We start from the raw sequence: 14,298 nt of genomic DNA, 5'->3' as shown, positions 1-14,298 counted from the left end.
TTGTATGTGTAAATAATAACCTTAACTCGGGTTTTTCTTCAAGTCTTTTCTGTCTAACCGATAATAGAAAATATTTAACCATCAAATGAAGCACTTATTTACACTTATCAATAAACATATACAGCCTTTACTGATTCAAATCAAAAACTCACACCTTGTAACACGAATTAATAACGCCACATCAAGACTGCATCTTTAGCCTTTAACTGCTAAGTAAAAGCCGACGTCTGCAACATGTGTTTCAATATCATAACTATGATACAGCTCGAAACATGGCCGCTCTTCACTCTCAAATCCGGCGTTTTTTACTTCATTTTTAAGGGATTGCCAGTGATCTGGATACTCTGATTGATGCCGGACTATTTCTCGACGTGTACAGTATTTACCTGCAGGCAAAACCTGTATAGCGATATCACCGCTTACAACCGTGCCAGATGGCACCGTCAAACAGATGTCCGTTCGACACTGTGACGACTCAGTTTTTTCAGGATCATCATGATAGATAAACAAGCACTGCCCACCTTGCAAGTCGTTCTCTCCAGCCCAGCGGTATAGCCGATCAACAGCAGGCTCATAGTTTTCACCATAAGGTCCAATGACCCTGAGATAGGCTAAATGGGTTTTGGCTATATGTTCACTTTTCATCTCATTACCTGCACAACGAACTAGTATTAATAATGTAATTTCATTAAAACCGCACTGGTTCTCAATAAGGTTAGCCTATGTTTGAATGGCTCAAGAATATCTTTAACCCCACCCACCCCAATCAGGATAATGTCGTTGATCAGCAGATACCTGATGAGGAATCTGAAGAACTAGACCGATATGCCAAAGGAAGCCCTGGGGATGATTCCCCCTCAGGAGGCAACCATGACGGGGATGGTGACGGAGGGGATTAGCCCTCTTATGAGTTGATACATATCAAGCCAAATTCACTTATCTAGCCGAGCTCAAGCGACTTGACTACAATAATAACGAAAGTTAGGCAATCAGTCGGAGGCAGTTATGAGCTTGGTACCTCGAGATTCATGGTTCGACTTCTCACATATGTTTGATCACAACTTCCCTACGTTGAGGCATAGACTCGATGCCGATGTCTACTCACCGCGAATCAACATCGTAGAACAAGAGAAGAACTTTGAAATTACTGCGGACTTACCGGGAGTCAATAAAAGTGATATCTCTGTACAGTTATCCAATGGCTCGCTGACTATTGAAGCGGTAACCAAAAAAGACGACCAAGAAGAGAAAGATGGCAAAGTCATTCGCAAGGAGCGCTATGAAGGAAGATTACTGCGCAGCTTCTATCTGGGCCACAATATCCAGCAAGAAGACGTACAAGCACACTTTACTGATGGCGTCCTCACAATTGTAGTTCCTAAACTAGAAGGAACATCTTCCGATAGTACCAATATTGAGATCAATTAATAGCGCTCTTCGAGAGACAAAGTAAGAGGCTCGCTTAGCTAGCCTCTTTTTTCTTAACACAATTTGGAATGAAACATCTCTCTCTAAGCCTTATAATGCATTTTCCTTTAGCAACGCTGTTCTTTACCTCATGGCCAAATCAAAACCTGTTGTCAGTATCGAGACGTATGGTATCCATACGACCTGGGATGCGGAATCGAAGCACCTGCCCAAAATCAAGACCTTCACCACCGATGTGCCTGCAGACATTGACATCGAATTCGGCTTCACTGTCAATATTAAGAAAGCCCGTGGCGAGAAGATCCGCTACTGTATTTATCATCCGGGTATTACCGATGAGGACGGTGAGGAATTGGAGCCGTTTGATGGTGAATTACATGTCAGAACAAATGACTGGGATTTTTACTTAGGTGATACCATTTGGGCACCGATAGCAAATAAAATCGGTAAATGGCGCATGACAATCGAACTTGGTAGTAAGGTTGTGGCTGAGAAGACGTTTAACCTTTACGCCAAAGACGAAGCTGACTTTTGGAAGAAACGTGGATACTGATATCCAAGTAAAAGCAGTACACGTAACACACACTAATTTCTTAGGTTTCTAATGTATACACAACACTCAGCAGATACTGTTATCGTACTCGACTTTGAGACAACAGGCCTTTCGCCAAATATGGGCGACCGCGCTATCGAAATTGGTGCAGTAAAAATTCAAAATGGCATTGTGATCGATCAGTTCCAGCAACTAATGAACCCTGGCTTTCGTGTCAGCAGCTTTATCGAAGGCTACACGGGCATCACCAACAAAATGTTAGAGTCAGCGCCAAGCTGCCATGCAGTCATGGATGAATTTGCTGACTTCATTCAAGGTTATAACCTCATTGCCCACAATGCGTCTTTCGACCAACGTTTTCTGGATGCCGAACTTGAAATGCTAAACCGCCAGTACAGCGGCAGCTTTGTCTGTTCAATGTTATTGGCGCGACGTCTTTATCAGGATGTCCCTAACCATAAGTTAGGGACTTTAGTTAACGAGCTTAACATTGAAAACAATGGTACTTTTCACCGAGCGCTAGCCGATGCCGAAATGACGGCTAGACTCTGGCAGCGTTTGGTGAGTGAAGTAAAAACGCAAACTAACCTGCAAACAGTTTCTTTTGATACGATGCGTAAATTGAGCAAAACCAGCAAAGCGGCAATCCCCGCTTTATTTAAAAAGCTCGCAGCCTAACTCACGCAGACCGCCGTCACCCATCTTCATTTAGATGCCCAAGTAAAGTAACTTGGGTATCCCTTCCCAACTTAAAGCCTTTATTACAGTAATTTTGCCTGAAGCCATTTGGATATATCATTGATTTGTGGATAACAAACCTGATGCTCCATCGGGTATTCTCGCCAATTTGGTGTAAAGCCCTGCTGCTTCAACGCCTCAACGGCATCTTTACCCATTGTAGGTAAGACAACGGGATCATAGCTGCCATGCATGACCTCAATATCAAGTTGCTTATTGGCGGTGCTAATTTCAATATCATCCGCTGTCGGAAAATAAGTGGATAACGCTAATAGCCCAGCCAACGGCTCGGGATAAGTCAGTGCAACTTGATAGGCGACTGCCCCACCTTGGGAGAAACCAGCCAAGATCACCCTGTCACTGCTAATTCCACTGGCGATTTCATGATCCACCAGCTTGGATACAGCACGAGCAGAGTCCAACAGTTGTTCTGTATTCAATTTACGCCCAGCCCCCATCTCAAGGATGTCGTACCACGCAGGCATCACCATGCCGCCATTAATCGTGACAGGAATAGACGGGGAGTGCGGAAAGATAAAACGGATTGCGGCTTCCGGCGGTAGGTTTAACTCGGGAAGGATCGCTTCAAAGTCATGTCCATTGGCACCAAGGCCATGGAGCCAGATAACGGAAGCATTGGGTGTTTCATTGGGTTCGACAATTACGGAAGATAAATGTTGTGTCATTGAGCCTGCATCCTGCAATGAATTGATTACATGAGTTTATAGTAAAGCCACTTAAGCAGCTATTCACTTAAGTGGCTTATTTCAGGGGTTTATTCAGGAACGACTCGTGCCGTTCGGCCATCAACATTGACTCGCACCCTCTGACCAACGGTGAACATCATATTCGGGTTTGCTTCTTGAACAATCGCGATAGTCTCACCGGTATCATCCATTTTTATCGTCAGGTTCACACCATTTCGCTTTGTCACCCCTTCAGCAGCTTTACTACCGGCATAACCACCCAGCACACCACCACCAATGGCTGCAATGTCAGAGCCGGAACCGCCACCTATTTTTGACCCCAGAATACCACCCACTGCCGCACCTGCGATGGCCCCAACTGCTTGACCTTCGCCTTCAATCGTCACAGGCTCCGTTCTTACGATAACGCCAGTTCGAACCTGCTGGATTGTTCGTGTGTCAGCTACGCCATAGGAATCGCCATACGGATTGCTTGAGCACCCCACCAACCCCAAACCCAATAAGCTAACCAACAATACAAGCGGATATAACAATTTCTTCATACTGACACCTTATGTCACGTAGGAACCTGACTTAAGTATAGTGGTAACAACTTTATACCCAAGTAGTGTCACAACGTATGCGTCTAATGAGCTTGAAAAATGGATAAATATCCAGCAACCAGATGTGTTTAAATCGTTGCGCTATCAAAAACCATTGCATTTTTTCACTAACACTATAATTTACTCTCACTCGGAGATTAGAAAGCCCTCAACCGCTTTGGCTTAGACACAGGCAATGAAAACACCTCTTTCACTACCCAGGTTCATTACACTGATCTTCGGGCTATCGCTTGTCTCTCTCTCGACCTACATCAGCTTTCTTTTCCAGCCCGGTTTTGAGCACAGTCGCTATCACTTAGCGCTTATTATTGAATTATCAGATCAAAGGTTGGATGATGAAGAGGAATGGTATTTCTCCTCGCTCCATAAACATGAGCCCATTGGCTGGATAACGCTCAGTTCACCACCTTCGTCTCAGCGGCAGTTAGAGCTTCAACAACGAGAGCAACCTGTCGAATATGCGGTTCAACATTCGCATCGTCGTCAACTCGTCAGACAATGGTTCATGATTGCGATGACGGCCACCACTTTGCCATTGTCCGCCTATATGATGTTGAAAGTTGACCACCGCCTAGGGGGGTGGAAAGAAGCAAATATACAATACCGAGCCATCGTTGAGCATCAACGATTCAAGCCTAACGACACCTGATATTTCACCAGCGGTTCACTGCAACCGCTACGCGCATCTGCTTTTGCAATGCGCTAATTGTTATTGCTTGCGAATCATAAAAATATGCTTAACTACAGACCTAGAATTGATTATCCACTGCTAATCGCCATTACCTTGCTGATTCTACTTGGCTCTCTCACCGTATGGAGTGCTAGCGGCTTCAGTGAACCAATGCTCGAACGACACCTTATCCGTGCCTTAATTGCATTAGCTTGTTTGGTGATCATGTCCGCCATTCCACCCATAAAATACCAGCATTCAGCACCATACCTTTACGGCTTGGCGGTCGTCTTACTGCTTGGTGTTATTGTGATGGGCGACAGTACCAATGGCTCTCAGCGCTGGTTAGCAATTGGTCCTATCCGTTTCCAGCCTTCAGAATTGGTCAAAGTCGCTATTCCAATGATGGTAGCCTGGCTGTTGGTTGTTGACGCCGGCCGCCCTGATCTAAAGAAAATCGGCCTGTGTCTTCTTGTCACGGGTGTTCCAGCAGGACTGATTTTTATTCAGCCTGATCTTGATGGCGCTATCTTCACAATTATCTACGCGCTATTCGTATTGTATTTTGCGGGAATGAGTTGGAAGATCATCGGCTCATTTCTTGGGGGTATCGCCACAGCCGTTCCTCTGCTGTGGATTTTCGTCATGGAAGCATACCAGAAGAAACGAGTGACCCAGTTTCTTGACCCTGAATCGGACCCACTCGGTGCCGGGTATCAAATCATCCAGTCCCTTATTGCGATTGGCTCTGGTGGTATCAGGGGCAAAGGGTGGACAAATGCCACTCAAGGACATCTTGGCTTTATTCCTGAAAGCCATACTGATTTTATCTTTTCTACCTATGCGGAAGAATGGGGATTCATCGGCACGCTAATCTTGCTGGGTTTATACCTGTTTATTACCGGTCGAGTGATCTGGCTGGCTTGTCAGTGTGAATCGACATTCAACCGTCTAGTAAGCGGTGCGTTGTCACTGAGTTTCTTCCTGTATGCATTTATCAATATGGGCATGGTAAGCGGTGTGCTACCTGTAATGGGCAGTCCACTGCCCTTCTTTAGCTATGGCGGTACCGCGATGATCACCCAAGGTGTGTGCTTTGGCATTATCATGTCGTTGTGCCTGTATAAGCCTTACAAGAGCAAATAGAGGTGCTCTTGATGAGATATAAAAGCGCGGCCAATGCCGCGCTTTTTCAACCTTGGATTACTTAACGAAATACATATCCTTGGCGTAAATGTTACCCTTAGGGTTATTGACAGGGAAGCCTTTCAAATCCGCTTTTACCAACCGCGTATGGTTATAGTGATAAAGCGGGATCACCGGTGCGGCATCATTTAGAATAACTTCTGCCTGATGATACAGCTGATAACGATCTGACTGCTCAGAGGCGCTTGCCGCCTTCGCCAGCAAGTCATCAAATTGGCTGTTACAGAATCCGGTTTCATTGCTCACATGGCCACACTGGAAGCTACCGAGCACCGCTGATGGCTCCGCAAAATCGCCGAAAGCATAAGAACGAGCCAAGGTGAAATCACCCGTCGTTTTAGCTGACAGGTACGCATTCCACTCCATATTGTTAAGCTGCACTTTTACACCCAGAGGCTTCCACATCGATGCGATTGCCAATGCAATTTTCTTGTGGTTTTCACTGGTGTTATAAGTCAGCTTGATGGTGAGTGGTTTACTTTGGCTAAAACCCGCCTCTGCTAGCAAAGCTTTGGCCGCATTCAGGCGCACCTTGCTATCATCCGCTTTAAACGAAGGTACAGCACTTTCGTAACCCGCAATAATATCCGGTACGACGGCGTATGCTGCGGGTTCGCCTTGGCCTGTCACCTTCTCCACCAGCAGTTCACGATCAATGACCATACTCAATGCCCGGCGTACATCTGCATTATCAAAAGGCTCAACGCGAGTATTAAATGCATAAACATAGGAGCCAAGAAGACGCAGGGCTTGAATTTGCTCAGGGCTCTCTTTCATCAGTTTCTGGTAATACTCAAGCTGGACCCGGTTGGTCATGTGGATCTCACCGGCTTGGTAGCGGGTTAGCTCAGCATTTTGTGATGACAAAGCCAGATAGGTAACACCTTCAATCACCGTTTTATCATCATCACGATATTGGCGATTTCTAACCACTTCGACCTTTTCATTCGGTACCCACTGTTTCAGCGTGTAAGCACCATTGGAGACAAAATGCTCGGCGCGGGTCCAACTATCACCATGCTTTTCTACCGTTGCTTGCGGCACTGGGAAAAAGGTTTTAATACTCATCATGCTGATAAAGTATGGTGTTGGCTGGGTCAGCGATACCACTAAAGTACGCGCATCTTGCGCCTTCACCCCTAACTCAGAAGGTAATTTGTCTCCAGCGACAATTTCATCGGCATTAACGACATTGGCGGTTTGGAAATTAAAGCCTGTACTGTTTCCCGTTTCACTATCGACAGCACGCTGCCAAGCATAGACAAAGTCATTGGCAATTAAAGGTGTACCGTCAGACCACTTAAGCCCATCACGTAAAACAAAAGTCACCGTTTTACCGTCTTCAGAGATAGACCAAGACTCCGCCTGACCCGGTACCGTTTCACCATTGAGGTTCTCGATCACCAAGCCTTCGAAAAGATCATTGACGATCACATCACCGGGGCTACCGGAGCTGACAAAACCAGGGTCGACAGTATCGGGCTCGGCACCGTTAGCCCTGACTAATTGTTGGGCTTGTGCGAGTTCAACACCAGTGGGAACATCAGCTGCGCTCAGGTAAAACGAAGGAAAAGCAAGTGCAGCGCTAATAGCGGCGGAAAGAACATACTTCTTCACTACAAAGTCCTTTTTATAATTGATTTATATATCCAAGTACCTTTTAGCCACTTGGGTATACTACTTCCTGTTGTCGTTGTCAGAGTTACTTGTACCCAACTGACTTGGGTCTATTGATAAAACGCTATATTGCCCTTCAAATCAATAAGGAAATAGCTTGATATGCAAACTTGGAACAATCGTTGTTCGGTATTAAAAAAGACAAAAACGAATACTAAAAAACGATTGGTTTACAGTATACTTTTCTGACATTTATTCGCGTGACTTTTCTATTGTTTTGAAACGTCACTCATCTATCCCTCACACAGAATACTCATCACTATGCTTGTTACCTCTGAAGATGTCTATGACACTAAGACTTTAATTGACTACCTGAGCCGGCATCAAGACAGTATCACCCTCAAGCCTGCTCACTTCGACAAAGATCAAACCCTGATGACTCAGGGGCAACACGTAGAGCAGTTATTATTTATTTTGGATGGTGAAATCTCTTTGCATCGCCAAACCGTACACGGCCGGCGATTTCAGCTTGGTACCTATAAACACAATGGCTTTCTTGGCTTGATGGAGCTTTTTTCAGAAAAAACCTGCTTCTATACTGTCTGCGCAAACAGCATGTGCACTGGCTACCTTCTTGATACTAAACAGTTTACCCAGCTGATTTATCAGACGCCTGAACTGGCCAAGTTTGTTTTTAAGCACATTACATCGAAGTGGTATTTATCGGTCGAAAAAATGACACGAAATATCCTTCACACGATTAAATATTGCGTAATTGATGAGTTGCTATCTTTTGACGAACAACAACCGGGTGAAAAGCTCTATATCAATAAGACACTGGAATCTGAACGGTTAGGCACTAGCATTCGCGTCTACAACCGCATTATCAAACAACTGCAAGTTGATGGCGCTATTGAGGTAGGCAGAAACTATATTCAAGTTATCAATCGTGCGCTCTTAGAAGAGATTTTAGAAATGGAAATTGACAAATAGCTGGCCGAAAGGTTTGCTATTACCTATCGACCAGCAGTTAAGTATTTACGGCTAAAACAATTAGTTCCAGCGTTCGTGCTTCAGCATATCTTCCGTTGTGAAGTTAGGGTAAGCCTGCTCCCACATCTTCAAGCCATTATATTTATCACTTGAGTATTGTTCGAAGAATGCGTCGAGATCAGCAATCATCTTCACGCGTAACTCTTCTCGTGGTGGTTCAGACAAGTAACGCTCTCCCATCGGGTTGCTTAGATCATACCAATGATCTTCTGGCTCTTTATTCACTTCCGGGTTCGGATAATAGCGAACAAGTTTCCAATGGCCATTAGAGATCATTCTTGAATTACCACGCTCTGCAAATTGGTATTCGCGCCAACCACGTACACGCTCACCTTTAAGCATGGGTAGCAATGTTTTACCCGGCCCATAGCCGGCGTCATAAGACTGCTTCTCGCCTGCTGCTAGGTCCAGTACGGTAGCATGCAGATCAATCAGGTCGACAAACTCACCACGCACTTGCTTCGGCCTTACATACTTTTCTGGGCCTGAAACAACAAACGGAATCCGTACGGTCTCTTCGTAATAATTGTATGGGAAAGACGCATTGACCTTACCGTATAAACCGTATTGTCCCATCAACAGGCCATGATCAGAAACGAATGCAATCACAGTGTTGTCGAGTAAATCACGCCCTTCAAGACCATCAATCAACTTACCCAGTTGATCATCCAACAAGGTCACTGCCGCTAGGTATTGTGCCAAGGTTTCTTCGTGGTTATCCGGCACCAACGTGTAATCACTCATATGCTCGAGCACAGAGTTACCACCAAATGCCACGACCTTGTGTGCAATGCCGCGGTATTTGGTTACCAAGCGCTCTGGAAGTCCTTCGAACGGAAAGTGAGGCTCTACATAGTTTAAACTTACAAAGAAAGGTTGCTCACTATCCTGATCGATAAACTTCAGCGTTTCATCCGTTAAGAATTGCGCTTGAATGCCCGTGTACTCCAAGTTCTCGCCATCACTGGAGAACAGCACCGTACCCGAATGCAAGTACTGATTTTTCCACCCCGCTTCCAGCGCATCGTAGCTCAACCAACGGTCAAAACCTCGAATAGGATCTTTGCTGTCAGTCGTCGCATGCCACTTACCCATCAAGGCTGTACGATAGCCCTCGTCTTTCATTCGCTCAGAAAGAAGTTTCTCTCCATCAAGCCAATCCGCATCGAATTTCGGATCTTCAGCCAAGAAGTCATAGACCCCATGCTGTGACGGCATTTTTCCAGTATGAAACGATGCACGAGCAGCTGAACTGACCGGGGCTGGTGTCATACCGTTTTCGAAACGAACACCATTCTCTGCTAAATAGTCCAGATTAGGGGTTTCGATAATATCGTTGTTACGAAAGCTAGTCGCCCACTGACCAAGATCATCAGCCATAATCACAATGATATTTGGCTGGTCATTTGTACTCACATTTTCTGTTGCTTGCACAAAAGGCGAACAAGACAACGCCGCCAAAGCACACCCTTTGGCAATGGCACTTAGTTTAAACATGGCACGTACTCCATTTACTGCTGTTGAGATTCTTTCTTTTGGATAATTTGCATGATTGCTGCAGGCGGATACTGATTCAGATATAGCTTTTTCATTAACGCCATATAGGGGGACGAATAGTGAAAAAACGCTTTATAGCCTGCGCAAAGGTAATTTTGATCCGGCTTCCCGGATGACGAGATGGCAAAGCGATGCTTAGGGCAACCGCCATGGCAGAGGGAACGAAATTCACATCGGCGGCAATCGCCGGAAAGCGTGTCCGATTTGGCCAAACCGAACAGTCGATTACTCTCACTATTGTTCATTTGCGTGATTGTTGTTTCGTTTATATTCCCCAGCTTATATTCAGGGTAAACGTAGTGATCGCAGCTATATACATCACCATTCGCCTCAAGGGCAAAAGCACTGCCACACTGGGGTGAAAAGACACATATTTGAGCCGGTTGATCGCACGTCAGCGCGAAGGTATTTTCAAACATCTGAATATAGACATTACCAATATCTAACCTAACCCACTCATGGAATATTTGAATAAGAAACTCACCAAACGCCTTTGGCTCCACTGACCAGTCACAAAGCTCCCCTGAAACTTTGCTTTCTGGGTTAATCAGAGTTAATCCATTGGCTGTATGTTCAGTCGCTTTTCTTTCGACCAACGGAATAAATTGCATATGCTGGCTGCCTAATTGCTTTAGGTAGCGATAAACAGTGAGGGCTTGGTGAACATTCGTTTTGCTCACCACCGTTAGGGTATTAAATTCAACCTTGTATTGTTTGAATAACAAGATTGCAGCTTCAACTTTAACGTGGGTGGGTTTTCCTGCGCGGTTTTTTCGATAAACATCATGCAGTTCAGCAGGACCATCAATAGAGATACCAATCAGAAAATCATGCTGTTTAAAAAAAGCACACCATTTATCATCAATCAAAATACCGTTGGTTTGAAAGGTATTAATCACCTTCCTACCCTTACCATACTTTTGCTGCAACAGTACCGCTTGTTCAAAAAACGCAAGGCCACGTAATGTCGGTTCACCGCCTTGCCAAGCAAAGACGACTTCGCTACCACTTTGAGCGTCTATCTGCTGCTGGATATATGCATCTAAGGTTACTTCTCCCATCATCCAGTCTTGACCGCGCTCAGGGTAGAGTTTTTCTTTTTCTAAATAGAAGCAATACAAGCAATCAATATTGCATTTTGAGCCTGTCGGTTTTGCCATTACATGACAGCCTGAAGGGTTCCAAGTTTGTATATTCATCCGCAGCCACCAGCGAGTTTAATCGTTTGCGAGCGGATGTTAGGCAAGTTCAAAAAAGAGAAATAGGACATTTGTCCAAAACGATGAATCTCTTTTTATTATGTGATTTTCGACGACTTTCTTGGTTTTAATGTGCAGCTTCGCAGTAAAGTTATTCAACATTTGCCATACTTTTTCCTGCTCCACCGCTAATCATGGAAGAAACAGGACTTACAGTATGAAAGACGAAACACTCTCGATACACAGTGGATACGAAACCTGCCCAACAACAAAATCTGTCGCGACCCCAATCTATCAAACCGTCGCCTATGAGTTTGATGATGCACAGCATGGTGCCGACCTCTTTAACCTTGCCGTTCCGGGAAACATCTACACCCGCATCATGAACCCGACCAATGATGTATTGGAAAAACGTATGGCCGCGCTTGAAGGGGGCATTGCTGGCCTTGCCGTCAGTGCTGGTAGTGCGGCTATCAACTATGCCGTCCAAACCCTTGCTGAAGCAGGCGATAACATCATTTCTACGCCTCAACTCTACGGCGGCACTTACACGCTGTTTGCCCATATGTTGCCAAAACAAGGGATTGAAGTTCGGTTTGCACCTGACGATAAACCTGAGAGCCTAGCCGCGCTGATCGATGAGAATACGAAAGCGGTTTACTGCGAGAGCATTGGTAACCCTGCTGGGAATATCGTTGATTTGGAAAAAATTGCAGAGCTCGCTCATCAGCAAGGTGTACCTGTCATTGTCGATAACACCGTTGCGACTCCGGCCTTATGTAAACCCATTGAGTTCGGTGCCGATATCGTGGTTCACTCCCTGACCAAATATGTTGGCGGCCATGGCACAACATTAGGCGGGATGATTGTGGATTCCGGTAAGTTCCCTTGGGCCAAGTTCAAGGAACGTTTCCCCGTATTTAACCAGCCTGAAGCATCTTATCACGGTGTTGTCTACACCGAAGCTTTTGGCGAAGCAGCCTTTATTGGAAGAGCCCGTACTGTACCACTGCGAAATACCGGTTCGGCTTTATCACCAATGAATGCGTTTATGTTGCTGCAGGGATTAGAAACCCTACCACTACGTATGGAGCGCCATACCGAGAACGCACTGAAAGTTGCTGAGTACCTAAAACAACACGATAAAGTGAGCTGGGTAAGTTATGCCGGTTTGTCCGACTCACCTTATTACCCGCTGGCAGAGAAATATATGAAGGGTAAACCCTCGGCCATTCTGTCATTCGGCTTAAAAGATGGTTATGAAGCTGGCGTGCGCTTCTACGATGGCCTAAAAATCTTTAAACGCTTAGTCAATATTGGTGATGCAAAATCGCTTGCCTGTCACCCAGCGTCTACCACTCACCGGCAACTCAGTGAAAGTGAACAAGCGCAAGCGGGTGTTAGCCCAGAGATGATCCGTCTTTCTGTAGGCATTGAGCACATCGACGATATTATTGAGGATCTAGAACAGGCATTAAATGCATAACCTGTAACCTAGCCAACTTACAAAACTAACTATCAATAGAAGGGCTAAACTCTGCAATTTTGGACTTTTTGCAGGTTTAGCCTTTGTTTTTCAGTGCTGAGCCACTAGATATTTGAAAAATCGCATTGCCTAGAAGCTTTTTAATTCTCGCTGAAACTACATCTTGAATTGACTTGGGTATATCATGTTTAGAAGAGAATAGATCATGTGGAAAGCAACTTGCACAATTCAGTCGATACCAATGACACCCAACCCACAATAAAAATTGCCACCTTTAATTTATGTAATTACCTCGCCCCACCCGATGCCTTTTATGACTTCGAAAACATCTACACACAAGAACAATGGGATAAAAAACAAGCTTGGATTCTAGCCTACCTATCTGAGCACCAACCTGATGTGATTGGCTTTCAGGAAGTCTTCTCTGCTGAATCATTAAAAGCGCTCACCCAGAGCGCCGGTTACCCCTACTTCGGCGTTGTCGATTCGCCGAACGTTGAGGGTGACTACATTTACGATAGCCCGGTTGTTGCCATTGCTTCGCGCTTCCCCATTACTGAGGTTCATGCAGTCATAGAAGATACTCAGCTCAATGCACCACTTAGACTCAATAACAGCTTTGAATTTAGCCGCAAACCACTAAGAGCAACAATTCAACTGCCACAAATAGGCCCGTGTGACTGTTATGTAGTGCACTTCAAATCCAAACGAGCTATTGCCGATGAAGGTTTCTCTCAGAAAAATACTCCTGACGTTTCTGATTATCAAAAAACCGTTGAGGTTTTACGTTCAGAAGTGCTTGGCCAATGGGCCTCCACCCAACAGAGAAGCGCCGAAGCTGCGCATCTGATCAATGCCATATGGTCACGTAAAAGTGAATCCGGATATCCCGTCATGTTAATGGGCGACTTTAATGATGAATTAGAGACCAGTGTTTTGCATCATTTGCTGTCTTATGGAGCAAGGCAAATAAAAGATGACCTTTCACGATCAATTTCACAGTGCTATCGTCTGCAACACAGTTGGCAACTGTTTCAGTCAAGCCTCTGCCACCGTGAGAACATCGACTACCAGCAGAATGGTTCAGTTGATAATATCGCTGATCTCGTCTTACCTGCAGCCACAAAACGTCCAGCACCGTATACCTTCTATTACGGTGCAAAAGGCATGGTACTCGATTACATTTTACTAAGTGGCGAATTCGATCCAAGCTTCAATGAAAGCATGGCGGAAGTCTATGACTACCACCTTTATGACCGCCACCTCATCAACTCGTCTTATGATATCGATAGCCATAGCACGGATCATGCCATTGTGATGATCACGCTTCGCGTCCGGCAATAGCAATGCATAGCTAACGGGTTAAAGCCGCGCATTTCGTTCAACTAAGCGACAGATTGTAAGACACCCCTCACAATGACATGCAAATCGATACACTCAACAAGCAATAAAGTGATCAATACTGCAAAAACGAAAGCAATA

The 14,298-nt window shown here is 45.1% G+C and carries 15 protein-coding genes; 9 read left to right on the top strand and 6 right to left on the bottom strand.

Translation table 11 applies throughout. The features are described from left to right. Window positions 1-195: 195 nt before the first annotated feature. Complete coding sequence (locus C9I99_RS03140) at window positions 196-645, bottom strand: AraC family transcriptional regulator (protein WP_107347376.1); 450 nt, start codon at window positions 643-645, stop codon at window positions 196-198. Between the two features lie 77 nt (window positions 646-722). Here C9I99_RS03140 and C9I99_RS27130 point away from each other — a divergent pair, with 77 nt between their 5' ends. From C9I99_RS27130 to C9I99_RS03125, 4 genes are all read left to right on the top strand, one after another. Beyond that, a complete protein-coding gene (locus C9I99_RS27130) occupies window positions 723-899 on the top strand; it encodes a hypothetical protein (protein ID WP_166645357.1) in 177 nt (58 codons plus the stop codon). Between the two features lie 106 nt (window positions 900-1,005). Next, window positions 1,006-1,428: an Hsp20/alpha crystallin family protein gene (locus tag C9I99_RS03135; protein ID WP_107347375.1), complete on the top strand. Its 423-nt coding sequence runs from the start codon at window positions 1,006-1,008 to the stop codon at window positions 1,426-1,428. A gap of 130 nt (window positions 1,429-1,558) precedes the next feature. Continuing rightward, on the top strand, window positions 1,559-1,981 hold the full coding sequence (locus C9I99_RS03130) for a DUF3859 domain-containing protein (protein WP_107347374.1): 423 nt from the start codon (window positions 1,559-1,561) through the stop codon (window positions 1,979-1,981). A 51-nt stretch (window positions 1,982-2,032) separates the two neighbouring features. After that, on the top strand, window positions 2,033-2,659 hold the full coding sequence (locus C9I99_RS03125; RefSeq protein ID WP_107347373.1) for a 3'-5' exonuclease: 627 nt from the start codon (window positions 2,033-2,035) through the stop codon (window positions 2,657-2,659). An 83-nt stretch (window positions 2,660-2,742) separates the two neighbouring features. Here the strand turns inward: C9I99_RS03125 and C9I99_RS03120 are convergent, their stop codons facing one another. Continuing rightward, window positions 2,743-3,405 carry an alpha/beta hydrolase gene (locus C9I99_RS03120; RefSeq protein WP_107347372.1) on the bottom strand — a complete coding sequence of 221 codons (663 nt, stop codon included), beginning with the start codon at window positions 3,403-3,405 and terminating at the stop codon, window positions 2,743-2,745. 89 nt (window positions 3,406-3,494) lie between these two features. Continuing rightward, entirely contained in the window at window positions 3,495-3,968 is a 474-nt protein-coding gene (locus C9I99_RS03115) for an outer membrane lipoprotein (RefSeq protein WP_107347371.1), read from the bottom strand. Between the two features lie 235 nt (window positions 3,969-4,203). Between C9I99_RS03115 and C9I99_RS03110 the strand changes: the two genes are divergently transcribed. Further along, the gene (locus tag C9I99_RS03110; RefSeq protein ID WP_107347370.1) at window positions 4,204-4,677 is read left to right on the top strand and encodes a hypothetical protein; all 474 of its coding nucleotides are present in this window, start codon (window positions 4,204-4,206) and stop codon (window positions 4,675-4,677) included. Window positions 4,678-4,761: 84 nt separating this feature from the next. Then, window positions 4,762-5,844 (top strand): rod shape-determining protein RodA, encoded by a 1,083-nt coding sequence (gene rodA, locus C9I99_RS03105; RefSeq protein ID WP_107347369.1) that lies wholly within the window; start codon window positions 4,762-4,764, stop codon window positions 5,842-5,844. A 57-nt stretch (window positions 5,845-5,901) separates the two neighbouring features. Here rodA and C9I99_RS03100 read toward each other — a convergent pair whose 3' ends face one another. Next, window positions 5,902-7,521 (bottom strand): peptide ABC transporter substrate-binding protein, encoded by a 1,620-nt coding sequence (locus tag C9I99_RS03100; RefSeq protein ID WP_208113339.1) that lies wholly within the window; start codon window positions 7,519-7,521, stop codon window positions 5,902-5,904. Window positions 7,522-7,842: 321 nt separating this feature from the next. On the opposite strand from C9I99_RS03100, the gene C9I99_RS03095 reads away from it, so the two are divergent. Next, the gene (locus C9I99_RS03095; RefSeq protein WP_107347367.1) at window positions 7,843-8,514 is read left to right on the top strand and encodes a Crp/Fnr family transcriptional regulator; all 672 of its coding nucleotides are present in this window, start codon (window positions 7,843-7,845) and stop codon (window positions 8,512-8,514) included. Window positions 8,515-8,574: 60 nt separating this feature from the next. On the opposite strand, the gene C9I99_RS03090 is transcribed toward C9I99_RS03095, so the two are convergent. Both C9I99_RS03090 and C9I99_RS03085 read right to left on the bottom strand, forming a co-directional pair. Next, window positions 8,575-10,071 carry a sulfatase family protein gene (locus C9I99_RS03090; RefSeq protein ID WP_107347366.1) on the bottom strand — a complete coding sequence of 499 codons (1,497 nt, stop codon included), beginning with the start codon at window positions 10,069-10,071 and terminating at the stop codon, window positions 8,575-8,577. Window positions 10,072-10,085: 14 nt separating this feature from the next. After that, the gene (locus tag C9I99_RS03085) at window positions 10,086-11,330 is read right to left on the bottom strand and encodes an anaerobic sulfatase maturase (protein WP_107347365.1); all 1,245 of its coding nucleotides are present in this window, start codon (window positions 11,328-11,330) and stop codon (window positions 10,086-10,088) included. A 217-nt stretch (window positions 11,331-11,547) separates the two neighbouring features. Between C9I99_RS03085 and C9I99_RS03080 the strand changes: the two genes are divergently transcribed. Together C9I99_RS03080 and C9I99_RS03075 are read left to right on the top strand one after the other, a co-directional pair. Then, on the top strand, window positions 11,548-12,816 hold the full coding sequence (locus C9I99_RS03080) for an O-acetylhomoserine aminocarboxypropyltransferase/cysteine synthase family protein (protein ID WP_107347364.1): 1,269 nt from the start codon (window positions 11,548-11,550) through the stop codon (window positions 12,814-12,816). Window positions 12,817-13,035: 219 nt separating this feature from the next. Further along, on the top strand, window positions 13,036-14,160 hold the full coding sequence (locus C9I99_RS03075; protein WP_107347839.1) for an endonuclease/exonuclease/phosphatase family protein: 1,125 nt from the start codon (window positions 13,036-13,038) through the stop codon (window positions 14,158-14,160). Window positions 14,161-14,298: the final 138 nt, after the last annotated feature.

Origin of the sequence: Photobacterium lutimaris (assembly GCF_003025555.1) — a bacterium.
Lineage (GTDB): Bacteria > Pseudomonadota > Gammaproteobacteria > Enterobacterales > Vibrionaceae > Photobacterium > Photobacterium lutimaris.
Note: the sequence above shows the minus strand (reverse complement) of the source record. Positions and strands in the feature narration are given on the sequence as shown.

What these genes read in the sequence shown, in the direction of transcription:
- C9I99_RS03140 (WP_107347376.1), bottom strand. Translation starts at nt 645, where the DNA reads ATGAAAAGTGAACATATAGCCAAAACCCATTTAGCCTATCTCAGGGTC.
- C9I99_RS27130 (WP_166645357.1), top strand. Translation starts at nt 723, where the DNA reads ATGTTTGAATGGCTCAAGAATATCTTTAACCCCACCCACCCCAATCAG.
- C9I99_RS03135 (WP_107347375.1), top strand. Translation starts at nt 1,006, where the DNA reads ATGAGCTTGGTACCTCGAGATTCATGGTTCGACTTCTCACATATGTTT.
- C9I99_RS03130 (WP_107347374.1), top strand. Translation starts at nt 1,559, where the DNA reads ATGGCCAAATCAAAACCTGTTGTCAGTATCGAGACGTATGGTATCCAT.
- C9I99_RS03125 (WP_107347373.1), top strand. Translation starts at nt 2,033, where the DNA reads ATGTATACACAACACTCAGCAGATACTGTTATCGTACTCGACTTTGAG.
- C9I99_RS03120 (WP_107347372.1), bottom strand. Translation starts at nt 3,405, where the DNA reads ATGACACAACATTTATCTTCCGTAATTGTCGAACCCAATGAAACACCC.
- C9I99_RS03115 (WP_107347371.1), bottom strand. Translation starts at nt 3,968, where the DNA reads ATGAAGAAATTGTTATATCCGCTTGTATTGTTGGTTAGCTTATTGGGT.
- C9I99_RS03110 (WP_107347370.1), top strand. Translation starts at nt 4,204, where the DNA reads ATGAAAACACCTCTTTCACTACCCAGGTTCATTACACTGATCTTCGGG.
- rodA (WP_107347369.1), top strand. Translation starts at nt 4,762, where the DNA reads ATGCTTAACTACAGACCTAGAATTGATTATCCACTGCTAATCGCCATT.
- C9I99_RS03095 (WP_107347367.1), top strand. Translation starts at nt 7,843, where the DNA reads ATGCTTGTTACCTCTGAAGATGTCTATGACACTAAGACTTTAATTGAC.
- C9I99_RS03090 (WP_107347366.1), bottom strand. Translation starts at nt 10,071, where the DNA reads ATGTTTAAACTAAGTGCCATTGCCAAAGGGTGTGCTTTGGCGGCGTTG.
- C9I99_RS03085 (WP_107347365.1), bottom strand. Translation starts at nt 11,330, where the DNA reads ATGAATATACAAACTTGGAACCCTTCAGGCTGTCATGTAATGGCAAAA.
- C9I99_RS03080 (WP_107347364.1), top strand. Translation starts at nt 11,548, where the DNA reads ATGAAAGACGAAACACTCTCGATACACAGTGGATACGAAACCTGCCCA.